At 39.6% G+C, this 22,974-nt stretch carries 18 protein-coding genes; 6 read left to right on the plus strand and 12 right to left on the minus strand.

Translation table 11 applies throughout. The features are described 5' to 3' along the window. Nucleotides 1-189 precede the first annotated feature (189 nt). The 3 genes from IIC38_08680 to IIC38_08690 all read right to left on the minus strand — a co-directional run bounded on the left by IIC38_08680 (nucleotide 190) and on the right by IIC38_08690 (nucleotide 5,295). Nucleotides 190-480, minus strand: coding sequence for a GIY-YIG nuclease family protein (locus tag IIC38_08680; GenBank protein ID MCH8126021.1), 291 nt, complete (start codon nucleotides 478-480; stop codon nucleotides 190-192). A gap of 156 nt (nucleotides 481-636) precedes the next feature. Beyond that, nucleotides 637-2,361 carry an amidohydrolase gene (locus IIC38_08685; protein ID MCH8126022.1) on the minus strand — a complete coding sequence of 575 codons (1,725 nt, stop codon included), beginning with the start codon at nucleotides 2,359-2,361 and terminating at the stop codon, nucleotides 637-639. Between the two features lie 483 nt (nucleotides 2,362-2,844). Then, nucleotides 2,845-5,295, minus strand: coding sequence for a prolyl oligopeptidase family serine peptidase (locus IIC38_08690; protein ID MCH8126023.1), 2,451 nt, complete (start codon nucleotides 5,293-5,295; stop codon nucleotides 2,845-2,847). 352 nt (nucleotides 5,296-5,647) lie between these two features. Between IIC38_08690 and IIC38_08695 the strand changes: the two genes are divergently transcribed. Next, complete coding sequence (locus tag IIC38_08695) at nucleotides 5,648-7,375, plus strand: hypothetical protein (GenBank protein MCH8126024.1); 1,728 nt, start codon at nucleotides 5,648-5,650, stop codon at nucleotides 7,373-7,375. Nucleotides 7,376-7,697: 322 nt separating this feature from the next. Further along, the gene (locus tag IIC38_08700; protein ID MCH8126025.1) at nucleotides 7,698-9,860 is read left to right on the plus strand and encodes a hypothetical protein; all 2,163 of its coding nucleotides are present in this window, start codon (nucleotides 7,698-7,700) and stop codon (nucleotides 9,858-9,860) included. Between the two features lie 507 nt (nucleotides 9,861-10,367). On the opposite strand, the gene IIC38_08705 is transcribed toward IIC38_08700, so the two are convergent. After that, nucleotides 10,368-11,588, minus strand: a complete 1,221-nt coding sequence (locus IIC38_08705; GenBank protein MCH8126026.1) for a histidinol-phosphatase — start codon at nucleotides 11,586-11,588, stop codon at nucleotides 10,368-10,370. Nucleotides 11,589-11,913: 325 nt separating this feature from the next. Here IIC38_08705 and IIC38_08710 point away from each other — a divergent pair, with 325 nt between their 5' ends. After that, the gene (locus IIC38_08710; protein ID MCH8126027.1) at nucleotides 11,914-12,219 is read left to right on the plus strand and encodes an STAS domain-containing protein; all 306 of its coding nucleotides are present in this window, start codon (nucleotides 11,914-11,916) and stop codon (nucleotides 12,217-12,219) included. Between the two features lie 510 nt (nucleotides 12,220-12,729). Here IIC38_08710 and IIC38_08715 read toward each other — a convergent pair. From IIC38_08715 to IIC38_08725, 3 genes are read right to left on the minus strand one after another with little or no spacing between them, the layout of a single operon-like run. Continuing rightward, nucleotides 12,730-13,353, minus strand: a complete 624-nt coding sequence (locus IIC38_08715) for a thiamine diphosphokinase (protein MCH8126028.1) — start codon at nucleotides 13,351-13,353, stop codon at nucleotides 12,730-12,732. Between the two features lie 35 nt (nucleotides 13,354-13,388). Then, nucleotides 13,389-14,615 carry an alkaline phosphatase gene (locus IIC38_08720; GenBank protein MCH8126029.1) on the minus strand — a complete coding sequence of 409 codons (1,227 nt, stop codon included), beginning with the start codon at nucleotides 14,613-14,615 and terminating at the stop codon, nucleotides 13,389-13,391. A 44-nt stretch (nucleotides 14,616-14,659) separates the two neighbouring features. Then, nucleotides 14,660-16,126 (minus strand): sodium:alanine symporter family protein, encoded by a 1,467-nt coding sequence (locus IIC38_08725; protein MCH8126030.1) that lies wholly within the window; start codon nucleotides 16,124-16,126, stop codon nucleotides 14,660-14,662. A gap of 804 nt (nucleotides 16,127-16,930) precedes the next feature. On the opposite strand from IIC38_08725, the gene IIC38_08730 reads away from it, so the two are divergent. Both IIC38_08730 and IIC38_08735 read left to right on the plus strand, forming a co-directional pair. Beyond that, the gene (locus IIC38_08730) at nucleotides 16,931-17,704 is read left to right on the plus strand and encodes a prolipoprotein diacylglyceryl transferase (protein ID MCH8126031.1); all 774 of its coding nucleotides are present in this window, start codon (nucleotides 16,931-16,933) and stop codon (nucleotides 17,702-17,704) included. 194 nt (nucleotides 17,705-17,898) lie between these two features. After that, nucleotides 17,899-18,108 carry a dodecin domain-containing protein gene (locus tag IIC38_08735; GenBank protein ID MCH8126032.1) on the plus strand — a complete coding sequence of 70 codons (210 nt, stop codon included), beginning with the start codon at nucleotides 17,899-17,901 and terminating at the stop codon, nucleotides 18,106-18,108. Nucleotides 18,109-18,123: 15 nt separating this feature from the next. On the opposite strand, the gene IIC38_08740 is transcribed toward IIC38_08735, so the two are convergent. From IIC38_08740 to IIC38_08760, 5 genes are all read right to left on the minus strand, one after another. Further along, nucleotides 18,124-19,194, minus strand: a complete 1,071-nt coding sequence (locus IIC38_08740; protein MCH8126033.1) for a strictosidine synthase family protein — start codon at nucleotides 19,192-19,194, stop codon at nucleotides 18,124-18,126. Between the two features lie 72 nt (nucleotides 19,195-19,266). Further along, entirely contained in the window at nucleotides 19,267-19,956 is a 690-nt protein-coding gene (locus IIC38_08745; GenBank protein ID MCH8126034.1) for an RluA family pseudouridine synthase, read from the minus strand. 92 nt (nucleotides 19,957-20,048) lie between these two features. Beyond that, on the minus strand, nucleotides 20,049-20,630 hold the full coding sequence (locus IIC38_08750) for a histidine phosphatase family protein (GenBank protein MCH8126035.1): 582 nt from the start codon (nucleotides 20,628-20,630) through the stop codon (nucleotides 20,049-20,051). Between the two features lie 14 nt (nucleotides 20,631-20,644). Next, on the minus strand, nucleotides 20,645-21,103 hold the full coding sequence (locus IIC38_08755) for a DUF2914 domain-containing protein (GenBank protein ID MCH8126036.1): 459 nt from the start codon (nucleotides 21,101-21,103) through the stop codon (nucleotides 20,645-20,647). 24 nt (nucleotides 21,104-21,127) lie between these two features. Further along, entirely contained in the window at nucleotides 21,128-21,589 is a 462-nt protein-coding gene (locus IIC38_08760; protein MCH8126037.1) for an MOSC domain-containing protein, read from the minus strand. A 273-nt stretch (nucleotides 21,590-21,862) separates the two neighbouring features. Between IIC38_08760 and IIC38_08765 the strand changes: the two genes are divergently transcribed. Continuing rightward, a complete protein-coding gene (locus tag IIC38_08765; protein MCH8126038.1) occupies nucleotides 21,863-22,807 on the plus strand; it encodes a homocysteine S-methyltransferase family protein in 945 nt (314 codons plus the stop codon). Nucleotides 22,808-22,974: the final 167 nt, after the last annotated feature.

The following is a 22,974-nucleotide window of genomic DNA, read 5'->3' on the forward strand; positions in this document are numbered from 1 at the left end:
ATTCAAATCATTGTTTTAATCTAAAAATATCCTTCCGAACTGCAAGTTGACGGAGAAAAACTCACCAATAATGTCATTCTGAGCAAAGCGAAGAATCTCTTTGTGTTATAATTCCTGAGATTACCAATTTTGTGCAACTTCAATCATCAAGGGATTCTTCACTCCGCTAAAGCGGATTCAGAATGACAGCTATTTTTTATACCCATCTTTACTTAAGTCTCTCCAATATGGATTTGTTTTTTCGATGAGTTCAATTTGCTTATTTCTTAACCAACCTTTTAGTTGCTTCTCACGAACAATGGCTTGGTTTATATCATAACATGTTTCATGGTAGACTAGTTTCGATAGATTATATCTAGACGTAAAACCCCTTATCAGTTTTTCTTTATGTTCATAAACTCTACGGTTCAAATTATTTGTAACTCCAATATAAAGAGTACCTGATTTGTTTGTCATGATGTAAACATAATATTGATGCATAGTCCTGCAATTTAGTAGCTTCCATCAATAGTAGAATAATAACTAAAAATTCTAACAAATGTCATTCTGAACGAAGTGAAGAATCTCCAGTGTGAATCTCGCATGAAATTATTACCAAGAGATTCTTCGCTTCACTCAGAATGACAAAATTTCAAATTACTTATCTTTCTCGTACATCACCTTTCCACCAACGATTGTGTAAATTACTTCTGTAGACGGAATCTCATCCTCCGGAATCGTCATGATATCTTTGGACAAAACAGTTATATCTGCCAGTTTCCCGATAGTTAATGAGCCTTTTATCTCCTCTTCGAAAGCAGCATAGGCGCAATTGATCGTATAGCTTTTCAAAGCTTCCAAACGGCTCATGCGCTGATCAGGATAAAAAACAGAACCATCTTTTGATTTGCGGGAAACCGTGGCATAATAACTGGCAATCGGATCGACATCCTCAACCGGGGCATCTGTTCCATTTGTAACAACTGCGCCCGCAGCCATTAACTTTTGCCAGACATATGCGCCTTCTTCTGCTCTTTTATCACCCAGACGCTTGGGTACCCATGGAGCATCTGAAGTACAATGGATACCTTGCATCGAAGCAATCACTCCCAATTCACCGAATCGTGCAATGTCGGAAGGATATAAATGCTGGGCATGTTCGATTCGCCAGCGTAAATCTGACTTGTTCGGATTATTTTTATATGTATCTTCAAAAATATTGAGTACCTCCTGGTTGCCCCGGTCTCCGATAGCATGAACACACAATTGAAAATCATTTAAAGCCGCTAACCGTGCTGTTTCTTTCAGTGATTCCAGGGATGTGGTGTTCAATCCGGAGGATGTGGGTAAATCCGTATATGGCTCCAGCAGCCAGGCGCCGTGGGAACCGAGCGCTCCATCTATTGCCTTCTTAATAGCCCGAACCGTTAACATATTGTTGCCTTCACCAATGATTTTATAGTTGGCAAGATTTTCTTCTAATCGCTCATTGCTGCCGCTTACCATCACCCAAAGCCTCAACTTCAACTCGCCATCGGCAATCACTCTCTTGAATAGATCGATGGTGCCGAATCCAGAGCCTGCATCTTGAAAACTCGTAATTCCTTTTGATAGACAATCCTCTTGCGCCAGTTTGATTGCCTTACGCTTGTTGGCTTCTATCTCTTCTTCTGAACGCTCCTCTGCTGCTTGATTTCGAGCTCGTGATATCAATCCTTGGGCTGTTTCCCGCAACACCCCAGTCGGGTTGCCATCGGCATCTCTCAGAATTTCCCCGCCATCGGGATCCGCTGTGTCTTTGGTGATACCAGCAAGTTCCATGGCTTTAGCATTCACAATCGAACTATGTCCGCTGGCATGCCCCAAACGAACCGGGTTATCGGGAGCCACTTCACTGAGCCTGTGATGAGTTGGATTGCCGTCTACACTTGGAACAGGAGTACGATCCCATTTTTCCTGGTGCCAACCCCTGCCGGTAATCCATGCACCCGGCTCAGCATTTTTCGCCGCTTCTGCAACCATCGCTACAATCTCTTCCCAGTTTTTCACGTTCATCAATTCCAGGTTCATTTTTGCATACCCGATGCCCATAAAATGGCCATGCCCTTCGATAAAGCCAGGGATGGCCAGTTTTCCATCCAGATCGATTACTTTGGTCTTCAGACCAATCATTATCCGAATGTCCTCGTCGCTGCCAATTGCAACAATCTTGTCGCCTTTTATTGCCAGAGCCTGAGCTTCAGGATTGTTGTCATCGACAGTTACGATTTTTCCATTTCGCAACACCAGGTCTGCTTCATTCGTTCCGCTACAGGATAATTGAAGACCTGCAAACAACACAATAAGAACAAAACTTAAGGCATCAAACTTGAATTTTATCATGTTAATCCTCCCAATTATTTTGGTTATTTATATTGTTATTATTGTTATTTACAATCGTATCTAAATTATAATGTTTCAAATATCATACAACTTAAGTTTGGTTAGTGTGTTTAATCCATTCGAAATTGAGATTAGAATTTGTTTAGGAATTCGAATTTAGAATTTCGTGCTTCAGAAATTAGATCGATACAAATCATCGAAGTGGTTTCCGCAACGCCAAATTTGCATGATTGAAGACTACTTCGATTATCTCAATCATAATTTTTACCGATTAAATCAGAAATCCGAATTACGAATTTCTAAACAATATCTAAATTATAATGTTTCAAATATCAAACAACTTAAGCTTGGCTAATGTGTTTATACCATTGGAATTTAGAGATTAGAATTTGTTTAAGAATTCGAATTTAGAATTTCGTGCTTCAGGAATTAGATCGATACAAATTATCGAAGTGGTTTCCGCAACGCATACCTTGAATCATTTTATTTCAAATTCTCTTCAAACAACTTAAAAATCCGCTTATACTCATCAGTCCAGCTGGAGGGTGCTCGGAATCCATGACTTTCAACAGGATAAACCGCGGTTTCCCAGTTGTCTTTACCCAGCTCTATTAAGCGCTGGACCAAACGAACGACATCCTGAAAATGCACATTGGTATCGACCATTCCGACACAAATCAGCAGCGCGCCTTTTAAGCCTTCAGCATGATAAATGGGTGAACTGCGAACATAAGCCAGGCTATCCAGAACTGGCGTATTTAATATATTAGAGGTATAAGAATGATTATAATGCGCCCAGTCGGAAACCGGTCTTAACGCTGCTCCGGCAGCAAAGACATCTGGTGTTGTAAACAAAGCCATAAAGGTGATAAAGCCGCCATACGATCCACCGTAAATACCGATCCGTTTAGGATCCACATCGTATTGATCGACTAAAAATTTCGCACCATCAACCTGGTCGGTTAAATCTTTTCCTCCCATAAATTGATAGATCGCAGTTCGCCAGTCTCGACCATAACCGGCGCTGCCGCGGTAGTCGATATCCAATACGGTATAGCCATTATCCACCAATAAATTATGGAACATATATTCACGAAAATAACTGCTCCACCATTTGTGAACATTCTGCAAATAGCCGGCGCCATGAACAAAAATTACGGCCGGTCCATTTTCCTCCGGATTTTCAGGACGATAAAGATGGGCGCTCACTTCGATGCCGTCTCTTGCGGTAAGCTTTACCAGTTCAGGATCCCGCCAGGGGTAAGCAGTGAATTCCTCCCGTAGCGAGCTCGTTATTTTCTTCGCTTTCGCACCGGTTTTGTTGTCCATCACGAACAACTCCCAGGGCTTATTACTATAGGAAAAACGAATCAGAACCTGCTTTTCGTCAGGAGACAACCGGGTTTGATTGCTGCCGGTCATATTGGTCAGTTTTACCGCACTACCGCCATTGATGGGCATTTTGTATAAATGTCGTTCACCTGGATGGACCTCGCTGGAAGTAAAATACCAATTCTTTTTGTTCTTTGAAATTTGCGGATTAAAGACTTCATATTCTCCTTTTGTTAACTGAACTTTCTCTCCGCTGGCTACATCCACCGAATATAAATGCGAATAACCTGTTTCCTCTGATTGGAACCAAAAACGACGATTATCCGGCGTCCAACCCAGAGATCCGGCGCCAAAACTCCTACCAATACCCGGTCCGGCAATCCAGGCGTCATCATGCTGGCGATCCAGTAGTTTTAAATTTCCATTGGAAATATCCAATGACATGATCCAGCGATCTTTATTGTCTTGAGCTCGTAAAAGTACGACTGCATGATTGCCGTTATCAGACCAATACGGTCCATGAAAGATTACGCCCCTGGGTTTTTTCTTCTCATTCTCATCTTTTTCCTCTTTATCACCTTTTTCATCTTTATCAGCTTGTTCATCTTTATCAGCTTGTTCTTCTTTTTCATAGTCCTTGCGATATTTCGGTTCATCATAAATGCCCGGAACTTCTTTGGTAGATACATAATAAACCGTATCTCCCTCGACGTCGTAAATTCCCAGTTCATAGGATGCTGGCGGGCTACCCACCTTCACCCGGGAATTGATATCCTCGGTAAAACCTGAATCAGTGACATAATTCGGCACGATTGCTCGTTTGGCATCCTTGGGTTGTTTCACCAGACGAAAGGTTACAAAATTCTCATCAGGACTAAGTTGAATATTCTGAACATTTTTGCTTTCGATATAAATCTCCTTGGGACGATCCGGCTCCAGTAATTTGCGGCTTTCTTTAGATAATTCCGAACGTTCCCTACGTTCATTCAAAACTTTCATTAATGCCTTTTGTTGATCAACTAACCATTTTCCCTGGTCGTTTTTGGGTTTATCCTTGGATTTCTTCTTCCCTTTTTTGAAATCTGTGATTTGATTTGTTTCGCCACTTTCCTGATTCCATATATATAAGTTGTTTTGCTTTTGGTAGATAATAAACCTTTCGTCCAGTGTGAATTTTGGATTGGTTTCCCTCTCTAAAGTATTTGTAATTTGTTGAATTTTTCCGCTGCGAACCTGCAGGAGAAAGATATCCCCGTCTTTTGTATACAACTTTTGAGTTTTCCTTTTATTATAAGTGCCAAACCGGGAAGGCATAGCCTTGCGTTCGGCCAGAGAAACCTTCTTCGGTGTGCCGCCTTTGTTTGAAACTTTATAGAGTGAGTCGCTCATTGCATTTTCGGGATTCCACATAAAGTAGATCCATTTACCATCTTCAGACCAATATTCTCTACTGGGAGCTGTGCCTATCCATTTTGGATCCTGCATGATCTTTTCGACAGTTAATGTGGGCTTTGTTTGGGCTAGAACATGATTATTTGAAATAATAATTAACCAAAAAAATGTGATAGATAGTAAAACAAACAAACCTTTTTTGTAGCGCATCCGTGAATTCCTTTCAAATATTTTGTAAAAAAATAACTAATGGAATTGTACCGGATTGAATATCAAAAATCAAGGTGAAACTGATCTTTCGCAGAGTTAAAAATATTATCTGTAGTTATTTCATTTACGGAAAGACACACGCTTAAATCCCCCTTCGTCAGGCACAGGACGCACCTCAAAAGGAGATTCAGGGGTGGGATTTTTTATTTCAAAATCAATCCATTCCTCCTCCTCACAACATAAGTTTCAATATCTCCAAACTGCCTAACTTTGTGTATTGATCGAACAAAAATAATAGTTATATTCTATTGTCTTCCAAAATAAATACTGAAAAAATTAAATGGAGCAAACAATGAAATCACTTAAATTACTTATTTTGTTAATGTTAAGTATACCATGTATTACCCAGGCCGATGAACAGAAGGGTCTGAAATTCAGTATCTCCTTTTCCACGGAAATCAGCAACCAGGCGCTTGACGGCCGTATTTTGCTGATGATGTCAAAAAACGACGACAATGAGCCAAGATTTCAGATCAATGATGGCGCTAATACCCAGCTCATTTTTGGAATCAATGTGGATGATTTAAAACCGGGTGAACAGGCATTGATTGATGCAAGTGTATTTGGTTATCCACTTCAAAGTATCTCCAAAATTCCAGCCGGAGAATATTTTGTGCAAGCGATACTTCATAAATATGAGACCTTTCACCTAGCCGACGGTCACGTGGTAAAACTGCCAATGGAACGAGGTGAAGGACAGCATTGGAACCGAGCGCCGGGAAATATTTATAGTACTCCGGAAAAAATAAAAATTGATCCAAGTAAAAACGAAACAATTCAGATTAATATGGATCAAAAGATCCCGCCTATTCCGGCACCCAAAGATACAAAATACATCAAACATATTAAAATGAAGAGTAAGCTGTTAACAGCATTCTGGGGCCGGCCTATGTATCTTGGAGCTGTATTGTTGATTCCGGAAGGTTTTGATGACCATCCCGAAGCTAAGTATCCACTGGTGATAAATCACGGCCATTTTCCATATTCTTTTAGCGGATTTCGCGAGGAAACCCCCGATCCGAATCTAGAATCTACATACAGCGCTCGTTTTAATCTTGATGGCTATAATAAAATCGTCCAGGATTATTCGCATCGATTCTATAAGGACTGGACAGGACCTGATTTTCCCAGGGTAATTTTGGTAAAAATCCAACATGCCAATCCTTATTATGATGATTCCTACGCGGTGAATTCCGCCAACCTTGGTCCATACGGTGATGCGATAACATATGAGCTGATTCCACACATTGAAAAAGAATTTCGTGGAATTGGTGAAGGTTGGTCGAGGTTTTTGTACGGCGGTTCCACGGGCGGTTGGGAAGCGCTTGCGGTTCAAGTCTTTTATCCGGATGAATACAATGGCTGCTGGGCTGCGTGTCCGGATCCCATTGATTTTCGTGCATATACAATCGTGAATATCTATGATGACAAGAACGCCTATTATGTTGACAGTCCTTTCAAGCGTACACCCAGGCCAGGTCGACGAAATTATTTGGGGAAAATTAGCGCTACCCTGGAAGAAATGAATCATCGCGAGTTAGTTTTAGGTACAAACAGTCGATCCGGAGATCAATGGGATATCTGGCAGGCGGTGTATAGTCCTATGGGTGAGGATGGTTATCCCAAGCCAATCTGGGATAAAATGACCGGTGAAATCGATCCTTCTGTAGCCGAGTATTGGCGAGAAAATTATGATATCGGTCATATTCTCCAGCGGGATTGGAGAAGAATTGGTGCAAAACTAACAGGGAAAATCCATATTTACTGCGGTGATATGGATAATTACTATCTGAACAATGCAGTATACCTCGTGGAAGAAATCCTCAAAAACAGTAAAGATCCTTTTTACGATGGAGTCGTTGATTATGGCGACCGGGCAGAACATTGCTGGAATGGCGACCATGATAACCCGAATGCTATTTCCCGGTTGCGTTATCATCAAATGTTCATACCCAAGATCGTGGAACGGATTGAAAAATCAGCGCCTCCAGGCGCAGATTTAACCAGTTGGAGATATTGATCTCTTTGACTTCGTACATTTTAGTTCCCAACTTATATATTTTGGAATTTATTTTTATGAAAAAAATCACATCCTATTTCAAACTCTCACGTATAAATTTCAAGTCGGTATCAAAAGAATTGTTGGCAATTTCCACTTATGAGAAAATTGAAAATAACTTATACAAACCAACTTTCTTTGGAGAATTTCATCCGTTTTGTTAGTTTGTCTATTGATTTTTAGCTATATCAGATTGCAATTTTATGGAAAGTGGATTTTTGAAGTTCGCGGCCTTTTACAGAGAATTTATCACTACGTAAATACGTAATATTTGGAGGTTAAATTGAAGAAAATTACTACAACTACAGTTTGCTTATTCATCTTTATTTTACTCATCGGTTCTGTTACCAAAGCTTCTGATCCCCTGAAACCCCTGAGGACCGATCATCCTCCAACCATTGATGGAATTCTAAATGATCTTGTATGGCAAAACGCCCCTTCAATTACAGGCTTTAAGACTTTTACTCCTGATTTTGGCCACGATATGGCTGAGAAAACCATCGCATATATGGCCTATGATCAGGAAAATATGTATTTTGCTTTTCGGTGTTATGACAGCCAACCCGATAAAATTAAGTCTTCAGTAACACGACGTGATAACATTCGTGCTGATGATTGGATTTGTATCAATTTAGATTCTTTTAACGATCAACAAGGGTTATATGGTTTTTACATTAATCCTTTCGGTATCCAGGAAGATACTCGGTTCGCGGGTGGCACAGAAGACAAAGGTATCGACCTGGTTTGGTATAGTAAAGGCCAAATCGATGCCGAAGGCTACACCATTGAAGTGCAAATACCCTTTAAAAGCATTCGATTTGCCAATAAAGAAATCGTCGAGATGGGAGTCATTTTCGAGCGTAAAATAAGCCGAAGATCCGAACAAGGCACATACCCTCCCCTTAGCCCTGACATAGGACTTTTGGGCTTTCTCACCCAAATGCAGCCGATGATTTATCAAGACATCAAACATTATACGTTATTCGAGGTTCTTCCGGCGGTAACCTACGGTCAAAGAAGTGAAATTGACCAGGGTAGTTTATCCTCCCTGGGATCTAATGAAGATTTCAGTTTAACGGGAAAACTTGGACTTACATCCGATTTAATTTTAGATGGCACCTACAATCCCGACTTTAGTCAAGTTGAAGCCGATGCCGGTCAGGTAGACTTTAACCAACGATTTGCCCTGTTTTTTTCTGAAAAGAGACCCTTCTTTTTGGAAGGTCGTGAAAATTTCAATTTTTCCGGCAGTAGTCATGGAGATCCTCTAATTTCCGTAGTGCATACTCGAACGATTGTAAATCCGATTACCGGTATTAAATTGTCCGGAAAAACCGGAAAAAAGAATACCATTGCTTCCATCTATGCTTTGGATGAATTACCTGGTGATGATCCGGATGGCGATTATGCACATTTTGCAATCATGCGCTACAAAAGGACATTAAGCAGTGACAGTTATATTGGCGGCGTATATACAGGAAGAGAGGTAGAGAATGGCCATAACCGGGTATTTGGCGCTGATGGATCGCAAAGGATCAACCAGTCAAGTGTATTAGGGTACCATTTACTATTTTCCAATCATAAGGATTCCGAATCTCTAAATAATGAGGATGGACACGCGCTCGGTGTTAATTATGTTTATCAAACCAGGAAGTTAAGGCTTGGTTTTGGTTATCATGATATTGGAGATCGTTTTCAGACTGAAACCGGTTTTATCACGCGCACAGGTATAGCCAAATTCAGGGCTTCGTTTAGACCCAGATTCTACCCGGAAACCAAATTAATTCGTAGAGTCGACCCGAGTATATTTAGCTCCCAAACTAAAGATAAGTTAAGTGATTTATGGGAAACCTATAACTCGGCTTCTTTAAGCTTTGTATTGCATGGCAATGGAAGGGTTTCAACTAGTTATGTCCACTCAACAGAAATATTTTTAGGAAAGAAATTTGATACCAATCGATGGAGTGTTTCAGGGAGCAGGCAGTTTAATAAGCAATTAACAATGAGTTTGTCATACAGCAATGGCAAAGCGATCCGCTATATAGAAGATCCTTTTCAAGCAAAAAGGAGTAATGCCAGCGCCAGTATAATATTCCAGCCTTCCGATAAAATCAATGCAAATGTAAGATTAACCTATACAGACTTGTTCCAGGATTCCAATTTAGAAAAAATCTTTGATATTACGATTCTGAGAAACAGGCTTACTTACCAGATGAATCAATACCTTTTCTTTCGAGGAATTGTCGAATATAATTCATTCCGGAAAACATTGTTGACGGATTTCCTGGCTTCCTTTACTTACATCCCAGGAACTGTTATGCATTTCGGCTATGGATCATTTTACGAGAAACTTAAATTTGAGCGAGGAGAATATTTGGAAAGCAACCGTTATCTTGAAACCACGCGAGGGTTTTTTGCCAAGGCATCCTATTTGTGGCGGTTGTAAATCAAAGAACTGGGTTTAATTAGCCATTCCCCAAAATGTCACCCCCGAACGCTTTTTTCGGGGGCCTAATTCACTGATGAAAGGCTTTGAAACCTGCAAGGTTTACTCACTCTTTACAAGACCTGGCAGGTTTTTTGGCTAAGGAAACATAAATTCGTTCAAACGACAGGAATTCATCATGACTTAGCAAAAACTTGTGGATTTGAAACCTGCAAGGTTTATTCGCATTCTTTTAGATATTGTTGAATATCTTTAAAGTCATTCAACATTTCATGTGATATTGAATAAATAAACCTTTCCCTCCAAACCATTGCAAAACTTCATCTGTTTTCAAAAAGTATAATAATAGAATTTGCGCAGAAAATAAGTATAATTCCCCCTCTTTAAAAAATATTTTCTCTCGATTATTCCCACGGTTATTAACATGGTAAAATTTACCTTCTTCAAATGGTCTATTAAGTTTAAAGCTCATTTTCTTACTGTGAACTTTGATCCTGTTAATGTATTTTAATCCATCTTTCGTATGACAAACGGCTGAACCCAGGCTGCTTCCATTTCGCCCTCTTTATATGGATTCTCTTTTAGTTTTGAAGAGATAACTTTAGCCCGAACATAAATTTCATCACCTGACCATGTATAACTCGGCGAAATCCCCTGCACTTCTAAAAATACTTCACCGATTTCGGCGCTATAGTATCTGGTTACGCTGGCTGTTTCAGTTTCCAAAGTGGCTGCAAGTGACGGTATGTAACCTTTCCTTGTCCCAATAAATTGAGTCGAATAAGTTACTCCTTCTTCGGTTTGAATACTTATGTAAATCGTATTGTCACTATACTGGATATCCTGTAATACCACACCGGATGAGGAATAAAAATCGCCAGATTCCATGGCAGTAATGATTGCTTCCGGGGTGAGTTGATCGGTTTTAACCATCACCCATCCCCGGCCTGGGTTGCTATGGTTGCTATCAAGATCTCGATAATTATGGGCATCATCGACAGCCATGCCGTATAACGGCTCGGCGCCTCGTTCAAGATTTGCCGTCAAAACGATATCCCACATTCGCTCGGTACTGGGATGAAGCTCATCTCCTTCATTATGTACTGCAGGATGGCCGTTGTACACTTCAAAAAATCGTTCACCTTCAAGGGCAATGATATCTTCCACTTTAACCGCCCAGCCAAAATTAGGATGATTGAGATGTGGGAACATCAACTGCCCGGTACGCTCTCGCTGCTGTAATACTGCATTAATATTATTTTGCATGACTTCCAGCACACTATTGCCTCCCTGGGGAGGAATAAATTCAGCTAAATTAGTCGCATTCACATGAATTGGCTTTCTCTCAAAACGATCCGTAATTTCTTCACTCGGAATCATCAGGAATTGGCCGGGCTTCTCAAATAGGCTGTCATATTCACTCAACGTTTTTAGTCGAACCAAAACTAAACTATCCTGATCCTTTACTTCCACCCAGTCAGAACCGAACCGCACAAGATACTCCTGATAAACCTGATAACGATTACTTTCTTTATGAACCTCAATCCATCTTTCTTCTGTTGGCAGAACATTATGATCCGATAAGGCAAGAAAATCATAGCCATTGGATTTGTACCAATCGATGATCATTTCAGGAAAATCGTCACCATCACTCCACAAAGAGTGAGTATGAAGGTTGCCTTTCCACCAGGTGGTTTTTTTAGAAGACTCACAGCTGAGGAAAAACATTAAAACTGACAAACATAAAGCAAATGAGATTTTGGATTTATTCATGAAATTCCATCCTAACCTTTAAAAATAATTTAATCATAGTCGAACATAAATTGCAGGAGTGTTAATGAATTGTCAAGTGAAATAACAATGAAGATAAATAACACTAAAGAATACCCTGTCCAAAACGGCTGATTCAATTCGGGTTTTTCAATCGTAGTAATATATGTTTCAAAATGATTTATAGGTGAATTGATCAATGAATTTTTATATTTTAATTAATCTTAATCTTCATTTTTATTATATTAATCTAAAAAATGCGCATAAAATATTAGGTGAGATAATGGATATATCCGTGAAAGAAATGGATTCGGAAGTTCAAATTAAAATTCTCGGTTCTGTTAAGCAAAGTAATGTGGAAATCCTGAGAGAAACCTTTGATGATGTTCTTACAACAACGAAAAAAAATGTCTCGATAGATTTGGGCTTTGTCTCTGCGATGTCAAGTTTGGGGATTGGCAAATTAATTTATTTCCACAATGAATTAAAAATCCAAAATAGAAAATTGACCATTGTTGATATTAATAAAAGCTTAAATTCACTATTCAACTCCATGAGTTTGAACCAGATATTTAATTTTCAAGGATGATCGTTCAAACCAAAAGGATCTCTTTTTTAACCATTTATTAAGTTCTTAGGCACTTACAGCGATGCATCGACAATTTATTGACAATATGTTTAAGTTCAAATTCGTAAGCCTAAATATCGAAATTTCAAATTTATTTCTGTAGGATAGAAATTCTCAAAGGGGCAAAAAATATTTAACCTGATCTATTCATAAACCTTATCACTGTCATCCAGGATGGATCTATTTAACTCTTTATTCTATACTTGCTTTTGAGTTTTTCGATCATATCAAACAAGATCCCGTCGTGCGACGGGATGACAACTAAGAGGGATTTATGCTTAAAACTGCAATTCATGAATTATCCAGGTTAATAATAATTTAGCTCTCACTTTATGATCATACAGAATTCTACGTACAGACCAGGCAGGTTTCAAACTCATTGTGATATCGAATTATACTTTCTTGGATAAAACCTGCCAGGTCTAGATTTACAACACAGAATAAATAGTACTTATTTAGGATTTACTTTGTTTAGCCAGGCCAAACATTGTAGACAAACAAAGTTCCTTTTTCAACTTTAATTTCTACAGGATTACTCACAATTTCATTACTAAGGCCATCATTCACGGCCCATTCCATAGTACCATTTTCTAAAGGATACTTTAAACCCCTTACTATGATTCCTTCCGCTTTTCGAAACGCGAAAATACTGACTTGTTGTCCAATTTCCCCGGAAAAACGATATGTATCATTTACAAAATTTCCCGAGCCAAAATCATCAACGGTTGTTATGCTTAATCGATCGCTAAACTTTTCAAGAATATTCAAGTTGCAAATTTGATGATCTAATCGATCACCAATTAATCCAATGACTGTGATTGTAGTTACTTGTTTACCTAAGGCAAATTGAAGCGTCTTCTCCAGGTCTGTCGCAAATTGACTGGGTTTATGAATAAATCGTTCCTTCGGCAGCCGCTCCCTGGTTTGCATGGTTACAGAATCGAGATCGCCAATAACATAATCGGGGTCGATACCTGCTTCTAGCGCACGATTCCCCCCACCATCTGCGCAGAGAATTAAATCTGCCTGTTCCAAAAAATATTGGTATTTACTTTTCGGTGGGAGAAGAGCGTTTAATATGATTAAAGCAAACATACAGCATCACTGAAAACAGGTGGTAATCATGACCATTAATGATCATTTGCTGCATTTATGATGCGTGGAAAAGGAGTAATATTAAATAAATCTGCAATGGTTAGTCCAACAAAAGTGTTGTCATGAAGTCCCATAAATCGCTCTGCATTTGGGCCAAATGCAAAGATGGGTATATTTATACCGGTGTGTCCACGAGTGGTCCAATCCACTCTTAATTTTGAACCATCTATAAGTCCACCATTAATAGATAGACCGCCTGTTTCGTGATCAGCCGTAATAATGACAAGGGTATTGCTATCAGCAAGGGCAAAGTCCATTGTAACTTTGATAGCCTCATCGAAAAGCAACATTTGCCGGAGTGTATATAATGGTTCATTACTGTGACCGCCCCAATCGATCTGGCTGCCTTCAACCATAAGAAAAAATCCATCCTCATCTTTACTGAGAATTTCAATGGCTTTCTGGGTCATTTCGGCAATTGAGGGTTCCGGAGCATTCGTGCTCATTGGTCCAATTTGAAAAAGTCCCAGTAAATGGTCGGAAGTGGCAAGCAACAGTTCTTCCCGAGTGTCGATGAAAGAATAGCCCATATTTTTTGCTTTCTCGATCAGATTGGGATGACGATCCAAAGAGTCTGCTGGATTAGGAATGAAATTACCTTTACCGCCGCCTAAGATTACGTTTACTTTTGTATCTACCATATGCTTGGCTATTTCTCTTTCTTCATACCGTGAAGGCACATGCGCTGCAAAACATGCAGGTGTTGCATGCGTTATTGTTGAGGTCGCAATCAAACCGGTTGATTTATTCATGTCTCGTGCGCCTTCAAGGACGGTATATAACTTTTGACTATCCGGAGTTACTGAGATCATGCCAGTATTGGTTTTTCTGCCTGTAGCATAGGCTGTGGCGCTTGCAGCGGATTCGGTTATCAATGCGTTTGCAGCATGCGTTCGAAGAAATCCGGTCACCGGCATCCGGTCAATATGTAAGAAACCATCGGCCCCAACAGCCCGTATTCGTGCAGCATTTATCTGTGCCAATCCCATGCCATCGCCGATCATAAGAATGATATTTTTTATATTCTTTGGAGCGACAAGAGGATAAGGGTTGTGGTCAGTTGGAGCCGTGTAAAAGCTTACATCAAGCAAAGATACATCATGATGTTCCGGTTCCGCACGCTGCTGCTGGATCAGCGGGGAACAAGAACTTCCCATAACCATGATGTTTAGTATAATAGCTAAAAAAGCTATCTTTTTCATTAACACCTCTAAATGGTATCTTACAAATTTTACATTACGGATTTCTAAATTGCGGGTTTGGCCAACTTGTCTCTTGTTACTTTTGCCACAATACCGGTTAAAAACAGTAGACCGATCAAGTTTGGTGCAGCCATCAATGCATTGCCAATATTTCCCAGGTTCCAGACAATATTCAAGTAATTAGAACTCTTGCCAGCGATTGGAATCAAGATAGCACCCACAAATAAGAATACGATAAAGGTATAGCGATAGGGCATGATTACCTTATTGCCGCCCAAATATTCAATACATTTTTCGCCATAGTATGACCAGCCGATCAAGGTTGTATATCCAAAAACAAATGAAGCTATGGCAATAACAGCGCCGCCTAAACCCCACGGGATTGCACTGTCAAACGCTTCTTGAGTCACTAAAATACTGGTAATATTATTGGTGGCATCCAATCCTTGCCAGGCTTGGGTTTTGATATAGGCGCCGGTTAAAACGATGGTTAGTGTGGTCATCGTGTTAACCACAATGGTATCGATAAAAACACCGGTCATGGCAATAAGACCATTCTTGGTAGGATCTTCCGAAGTGGAGGCGCCCTGGGCAATTGCCGCAGAACCCAGTCCTGCTTCATTCGACAGTAATCCCCGGCTGACGCCATTTTGAATTGCCAGGCCAACAGAAGCGCCAAGTAGTGGTTGAAGTCCAAAAGCTGATTTAAAAATAAGAACATAAGCTTCCGGTATTAGAGTGATGTTCGACAGGATGACCCATAATGCAAAAAACATGTAGAAGAAAATCATTGCTGGAACTAATTTTTCGGACACGCGCCCAATTTTCTTAATTCCACCAATGATGACAACGCCTACCAGGATTGCGATGACAGCGCCTATAATAAAATAGTAATAATCCGGCGCATCTTGAGCAGATCCATTTACATATTTATTAACAGTATTCGCCGCTGAAAGCGCCATTGAATTGGATTGCGCCATATTTCCGGTTCCTATCAAACAAGCTATGGTGCCACAGACAGCAAATGCCGCTCCTAAAAATTTCCCCAATTTCTTATTTTTCAAACCGTTTTTTAGGTAATACATGGGGCCACCCGCCATCGTCCCGTTGGGTGCAATTTCACGGTAACGCACACCCAAAAATCCCTCGGCATATTTTGTAGCCATACCAAATATACCGGCAATCCACATATAAACAGGAGCGCCTGGACCGCCGAGAGCAATTGCGGTAGCAACCCCGGCTATATTTCCATTCCCCACTGTAGCTGCTAGTGCTGTCATTAAAGCAGCAAAAGGAGAAATATCACCCTTGCCTTCTGTTGATCGCGATTCTTTAGCGAAAATTAGTTTTAAAGAATGCCAAAAATGTGTGAATTGCAGTCCTTTGGTACGGATGGTCAAATAGATACCCGCTCCCAATAATAAGGCGATCATACCAGGCCCCCACATAACATTATCAATTTGCGTGGTCCAACTAAGTATATTATCAAAAAACCCTGGATTTTCGTTCATGAGCCGTTCCTTCTTTTTATTTTTAATCCACCAATTTTCATCATCACAAGTTGATTAAAGAACATTAATATACCCAATTAGATCAAAGAGTCAAGAAAATTAAATACTTAATTTTGCATCAGGATAATCGAAAATTTAATTGTAAGCGGGGTGTATTAAATCGTTATTGGTTGATTTAGAATTTTGATTTAAACGGCAATGAATCTGATAAAGTTCAACTCAATCCTTAAAAATATCATAAACCAATGCATATGAAGAATATTCATCTGAGTTTTAAGGTAGAGTTGAATTTGACAATTACCTTGCTACATTAACATAACATATTAAACCTTTTATAGTGCAATTAGCTTGAATTTTGAGTCAATTTTTTTTGCGATGAAATAAAATTACTTTGGCTTAAAATTCGTAATCCTAAATTCTAAACAATATCGAAAATTCGAATGTTACAAAATTAAAAACAGGGTAAAACTGATTTACTATACTCAATATGGTTCTTTGTTTTGTTGGTGTATTTGGAATTTTATCATTGGAATTTGTTTAGGATTTCGATATTAGCATTTCGAGTTTATTAAGCTTGTATTTATAGTCGGTTTGAGGCGAAGCTTCGCTAGTATTTAATATAAACTATGATCACATTCTGGACACTGGTTGCTTAATTTTGATTAAAATCAATGGGTCTTGAAACAAACAGCATCCAGCATCCAGCATCCAGTATCCAGTATCCAGTATCTGTCTGTTTCTTGAATGAAAACTAATTACCCAAAAACATAACATTAATTTCGATAATACAAAAAAGTACAAGAAATGATTCCAATTCTATTCGAGATTGGCCCTTTTCGGGTTGGCAGTTTTGGCTTAATGATGGTGATCGCCTTTTTGATTTGTGTTTATTTTATCCAGAGAGAATTCAAGAAATCCGGGTTTCAACCTGAATGGGCGGTAAACATCGTTTTTGTCGGGGCGCTTTGTGGTATTGTTGGAGCCCGCCTGTATTTTATTCTGGAATATTTTAGCGAATTCCTCCGGGATCCACTTAGCATGCTGCTTAGCGGTAGCGGGCTTACCTGGTATGGCGGTTTCATTGCTGGCTTTATAGGCATCGTTTGGATGATCTATCGATTACCTGCCCCGACAGTGAAAATGGCGGACATCATCGCTCCAATGGTTTTGTTGGGATATGGTATAGGAAGAATCGGCTGTCTCTTGGCAGGTGATGGTGATTATGGTTTCGCAACTAATGTACCGTGGGCAATGAGTTTCCCAAATGGATTAGTGCCAACCGAAGTCGCGGTTCATCCCACACCGATTTATGATACTTTAATGTCATTTACAGCTTTTCTAATCTTGTGGAATCTACGCAAAAAAATAACGATTCCCGGTTTCATGGTGAGTGGTTTGTTTTTTTGTTATGGTATTATTCGCTTTATTTCCGAGTTCTTCCGAACCACACCTAAAGTTTTGTTTGGATGGATGAGTATGGCCCAAATCATAAGTGTTCTCTCGATTGTGTTTGCGATACTTTGCGCAATTTATTATAATAAAAAAGCGTCTCAAGAAAAAGTGGTAGCCGTCACATGAGTTAGTCAATGACCGAATTCATACCAATTTTTGAAATGATTAATAAAAATAGCTATTTTTACTAAAAGTGTTTGAAAATCCTAATTCCAAATCTCGAAACCTGTTTCTGACAGAGCCTGACCCTGACCGCAGGATCTGGGATTCAGGAATTCTAAATAAAGTTCATCAATCATTAATAAAATTAAGGAGGTTTTATGGCTGACAGTGTATATAAAGTTATTGAATTGGTAGGAACCAGCACTGTATCCTGGGAAGATGCAGCAAAAACTGCAGTTGAAAGAGCCAGTAAGTCCCTTGAAGATTTGAGGGTTGCGGAAGTGGTTGACCAGGATATGAAAATTGAAGACGGTAAAGTTACCGTATTCAGAACGAAAGTCAGGTTGTCTTTTCGTTTTCGCGACTAATAGAGCTCTTTTCGATTAATTTCCCGGTACAGCAATTCTGGCGATTGAATCCTCTTCCAGGCTGCCTATGTACAACATTCCATCATGCTCTTGTACGCTTGTCGTAACGCGATAACAATCTGACGAAGCATCTTGTAAATTGTGAATAACATCTCCTTGCAAGTTTAGCCCTAAAACGAAACTGTGATAGACTGGAGCCGGTTGAAGGAAACCAGGGAGTCTCATGATGATTTTACGAATGAACGGCTTTGGCATTAATGCATCAAGTTCCGGCTTTCTGGGAGAAGCAATAGCCAGCCAGAACGTTTCTTTTTCATCGGATGAAATTCCATCCGGGAAACCTGGCAGGTTATCGATGAAGAGTTCAGATTTGCCTTGATCAGGGCCGCTTAACCAATACCTGGTTATTCGATATTTACCAGTTTCATTGACCAGGACAAAACTTTGATCCGGACTTACTGCAACTCCGTTGGCAAAGTACAAACTGTCCAGGATTACTTTGGTAATTTTAGTTTTCGGGTCAAAAGAAAGTAGCCTGCCATTGGGTCGATGCTCGAGCAAATCGGCTGTGTAATTGAGCTGGCCAAATTTATACGATGCATCACTGAAGTAGATCACGCCGTCTGCTGCAACATCCACATCATCCGTAAAACCAAATGGGAGGCCGGCTGCTTGAGTGGTGAGAACTTTAATTACCCCCTCCGGAGAAATTGACAATAAACCTTTTTGAGAATCAGCTACGATTAAATTTCCATTTGCATCGAAATGCATTCCCAAAGGTCGGCCTTGCGTGTCGGCAAAAATTTCAGGATTGGACCCGTCATTTTGGAAACGAATGATGCGGCCATCTTCATAGCCACCATAGATTCTACCTTTATCATCGATAGCCACATCCTCCGGTCCGATACCCATGCCCACACCTATTCTCTCAACATCTTTCAGATAATCATTTGCAGCATACTGCCCTTCCAACGCAGGCGCTTCAGGAGGCGTCCAGGCAACAGGATCGATGGACACAGGCCAAATAAGCAGATAGATTATAACCAGCACGATCAATACGGCGAGTAACTTTATTATTTTTTTCATAGACAACCTTGTTTACAATGATCAATGGTCAATAAACAATGATCAATAGCAATTAAGGCAATTAACAACTTTTTAACCTCGGTTTATAATTATCCGACAATCATTTGCAAAATATTTTCGCCAGCTGGTTGGCGGTTTTGCCAGCCATTTCATTTTCTCTTTTCGAACCGGGTGTTCGATCTCAATTGCGTAACAATGTAATGCAAGGTTTTTGCCGTCAAAGGATCTTTGTGCACCATAGCGTAAATCACCCAAAATCGGAAACCCAATGTGAGCCAATTGTACGCGGATCTGGTGCGGCCTGCCGGTTTTTGGCTCAACATCTAATAATGAATTTTTGTCCTGGTCTGTAATTCCGGTCCATTTAAGCTCAGCATATTTCGAGTTTTGTTTTTCTTTCTTTACAATTTTGGTGGTTTGATTCTCTTTCAATAAATAATCCCTGCACACACCTTCACCTTTACATTTTCCTTCAACGATGGCCAGGTAGAACTTTTTTATAGAATTCTCACGAAATTGGTTTGAAAGACGACTCGCTGCTTTGGATGTCCGGGCTAAAACCATCACTCCGGAAACAGGACGATCCAAACGATGGACCAAGCCTGTGTACACCTTGCCAGGTTTGTTAAATTTGTCTTTTATATAGGATTTACAATAGGACAAAATATCTTCATCGCCGGTTATATCACTTTGTGAAAGAATTCCAGGTGGTTTATTGATCACCAGCAAATGGTTATCCAGGAATAGAATTTTTAGATCCATGAGTATTTAAAACCGACTTTCTTTTAATTCACCGCTTCTAAATCGGTGTTTTAAATAGTGTTTAGAAAGTAGGTTTTTAGAGTTTAACAAAATTACTTAAATTTGATTCTTTGGAAATCGCTGCATTTTCTTTTGTTTGGTTTCCCTGGTTCGATTTTCCAGATATGATCGTATTCTTGTATCAAAAGCCAAGTGGTTTGATCAGACGTGACGATCCCGGCATCCTTATAACATGCTCCTCGTAATCCTGATTTAATTAATAAATACGGGATGATGTTCGAATGAGAGAACAGGACGACAGATTGCTCGGCTCCGAATTCTTTGTTTAGTTTTTTCAAAAATCCATCGATTGCAGATGTATCCATGCAGGCTTTTTCTGTCAGGATTGCAATTTTTTTACTTTCCGATAAGGGAAAAGCAGTGTGCAACGTGCGTGTGGTTGTACTACTGTAAATACCATGGATTTTTTTGGATTTAAAATAATTGGATACTACCGATGCAGTTGCAACGCCATCTGCGCTTAGCGGATGATAAGCATCAAGCTGCCGTCCAACCCATGCAGGAATCTTTTCAGCATGGCGAACCAGGTATATAGTGGGTTGTGCATTTACGTTAATGGATAATAAAACAGCAACAAAATAAATCAGTAAGGCAAAATAAATGTACCTTTTCATAAAAACCTCAATTGTTAATAATCAAAAATATCAGTTTCTTTCGGTGTTTCCTCTTCATGAACCCTAAACCCGATTCCCTCCATCAGCTTCTCATTTTCATCCAACACCTCGACGCGCCACAGACCGGGTTTTGTTCGAACGGAAGAATAAGTTCGCCAGGATTTGGAAATCCCAACTTTTGCTTTCATCGAATGATAATGCTCGTTTTTGTAAAACCACCGAAAAGTGATGATAGTCGATTTTCGTGAATTATAAACACGGACATAACAATAAGCACGTTTATCATTCGAAGTGTACATTTCAACGATATTCACCGGTTCGCGATTTCGTACACCCGTGCACAACACAATTTGTTTTATGAATAGGGTATCCGTTAAAGCTTGTTTCTTCAGATCTTGCGATATTAAAATTGTAGGAAAAAGGAGGAAAACCAAAATGACCAACAAGAAACATCTTTGGACTGTTGAGTTCAACTTTTAATCTATCCTAAGTAAATTTTAAACCAAGATTTGTATTTCATCATTCTCGCGAATCATTCCTGATTCAAGAATCCGGGCTCGCAAACCACCCCTGTGAATCAAACTATCCTTCACATTCAGTTTAACCAGACCTTGCAAATAGCCACAGGGTTCGCAAAGTTTAATCCCTTCACAAACCGCTTCACCAACACGAAATTTCTTGCCGACCAAATGGTTCAGCGCAATGCCTTGTGTCACGATATTTCTTCTTGCCTCTTTCGCATCAAGCGTAACCTGGTAATCCCTTTCGATGGCTTCAACCGCTTCCGATTCGATAAAGGTAATTTGCCGATCCGGCTTATCTTTTTTGGAAAATGTACCTTGCTTTAAATAATAGCGGTCGCCTTCGAGCCCCTGATCTGCGTGTGCTTTTACTTCCTGAATAGATTGAATTTCAGCTCCGTCCTTCTCTGCAATATTTATTGAGACCACTTTTCCCATATTCTACTTACTCCAATTTTTTGTTATCAAAATTTGATTTTCAACGCTCGATATTAAATATGGTAAATAAATTTGTTTCAATCAAGTCCGTATTTAGTCTATTTTGATATGACTTTTTGATTTTGTATTTAGATGTTTATATTGAAAAATCAAATCAATTTATATTTCAAAAAATATTATAAAACAGGTTGTGACTGAGTTTAGCAAAGCGGTCTTAATCATACTAAATATTACGTTGCGGAAACCACTTGAAAATGTAAACCGTCTGTTCTGATGCAATTCGAAAGATTTCTAGAAAACGCTAATTTCATACTCACTGAAGGCTCCATCTACGAGCGACTAAGAAGGAATCCATTGGTGGAATTCGATCCTGATTTAGCACACGCCGCTCTTATTTATAATGACAAAGGATCTGAAATATTAGCACAATTCCATCGAGAGTATATTGAAATCGGTCAAAAGTACCAACTTCCTATGGTTGTTTTAACCAATACCTGGCGAGCGAATAAAGAACGCATCAACCGCTCAAAATTTAGGGATTTCAAAATAAACCAGGACAATGTTAATTTTATTTTTGAACTTTGCAGACCTTATCGAAATAGCCACAATCCGATCTTTATAGGCGGTGTCATCGGCCCACGTGGGGATGCTTATAAACCGGATCTATCGATGAATATTGATACAGCTGAATCTTTCCATTCAGATCAATTACTAGCTCTGTTGGAAACGCAAATAGACTTTTTGATGGCAGCAACTCTTCCGGCTTTATCTGAGGCGCTTGGCATAGCGAGAGCAATGGCAGTCGCAAAAATTCCCTACTTTTTGAGTTTTGTCATTCGCAAAAATGGCAGGTTACTGGATGGAACTCCACTAGATCAGGCCATAGAAAAAATTGATACAAATACACCTGTTTCCCCGACTGGATATTTTGTGAATTGTGTTCATCCCAAAGTTTTATTGTCCGCGTTTGATGCGGTCGGAATTCAGAAAGGTAATTTGGCCGAGCGAATTGTGGGTTTCCAGGCAAATACTTCTCCCAAAAGTCCCGAAGATCTGGACGGTATAGAGGAACTAGAATCCGAGGACCCTGAAATATTTGGTAGTTTAATGTTGGAAGTCTATGAAAAATATCGAATGCCTATTTTGGGCGGATGTTGTGGGACAGATGCTCGCCACATGGAATCCCTGGCAAAAAAGCTTAAAGGGATTTCGGATTAAGGTAAAAGGTATGAGGTATGAGGTATGAGGTATAAGGTATGAGGTATAAGGTTATAAGGTATGAGGTATTGAGGTATGAGGTATGAAGGTATGAGGTATGGTATGAGGTATAAGGTATGAGGTATGAGGTATGAGGTATGGTATGAGGTATGAGGTATGAGGTATGA

The organism is candidate division KSB1 bacterium (assembly GCA_022566355.1).
In the GTDB taxonomy this organism is placed as follows: domain Bacteria; phylum Zhuqueibacterota; class JdFR-76; order JdFR-76; family DREG01; genus JADFJB01.

Coding starts and splice junctions, on each gene's coding strand:
- IIC38_08680 (MCH8126021.1), bottom strand. CDS start 480: ATGCATCAATATTATGTTTACATCATGACAAACAAATCAGGTACTCTT.
- IIC38_08685 (MCH8126022.1), bottom strand. CDS start 2,361: ATGATAAAATTCAAGTTTGATGCCTTAAGTTTTGTTCTTATTGTGTTG.
- IIC38_08690 (MCH8126023.1), bottom strand. CDS start 5,295: ATGCGCTACAAAAAAGGTTTGTTTGTTTTACTATCTATCACATTTTTT.
- IIC38_08695 (MCH8126024.1), top strand. CDS start 5,648: ATGAAATCACTTAAATTACTTATTTTGTTAATGTTAAGTATACCATGT.
- IIC38_08705 (MCH8126026.1), bottom strand. CDS start 11,588: ATGTTTTTCCTCAGCTGTGAGTCTTCTAAAAAAACCACCTGGTGGAAA.
- IIC38_08710 (MCH8126027.1), top strand. CDS start 11,914: ATGGATATATCCGTGAAAGAAATGGATTCGGAAGTTCAAATTAAAATT.
- IIC38_08715 (MCH8126028.1), bottom strand. CDS start 13,353: ATGTTTGCTTTAATCATATTAAACGCTCTTCTCCCACCGAAAAGTAAA.
- IIC38_08720 (MCH8126029.1), bottom strand. CDS start 14,615: ATGAAAAAGATAGCTTTTTTAGCTATTATACTAAACATCATGGTTATG.
- IIC38_08725 (MCH8126030.1), bottom strand. CDS start 16,126: ATGAACGAAAATCCAGGGTTTTTTGATAATATACTTAGTTGGACCACG.
- IIC38_08730 (MCH8126031.1), top strand. CDS start 16,931: ATGATTCCAATTCTATTCGAGATTGGCCCTTTTCGGGTTGGCAGTTTT.
- IIC38_08735 (MCH8126032.1), top strand. CDS start 17,899: ATGGCTGACAGTGTATATAAAGTTATTGAATTGGTAGGAACCAGCACT.
- IIC38_08740 (MCH8126033.1), bottom strand. CDS start 19,194: ATGAAAAAAATAATAAAGTTACTCGCCGTATTGATCGTGCTGGTTATA.
- IIC38_08745 (MCH8126034.1), bottom strand. CDS start 19,956: ATGGATCTAAAAATTCTATTCCTGGATAACCATTTGCTGGTGATCAAT.
- IIC38_08750 (MCH8126035.1), bottom strand. CDS start 20,630: ATGAAAAGGTACATTTATTTTGCCTTACTGATTTATTTTGTTGCTGTT.
- IIC38_08760 (MCH8126037.1), bottom strand. CDS start 21,589: ATGGGAAAAGTGGTCTCAATAAATATTGCAGAGAAGGACGGAGCTGAA.
- IIC38_08765 (MCH8126038.1), top strand. CDS start 21,863: ATGCAATTCGAAAGATTTCTAGAAAACGCTAATTTCATACTCACTGAA.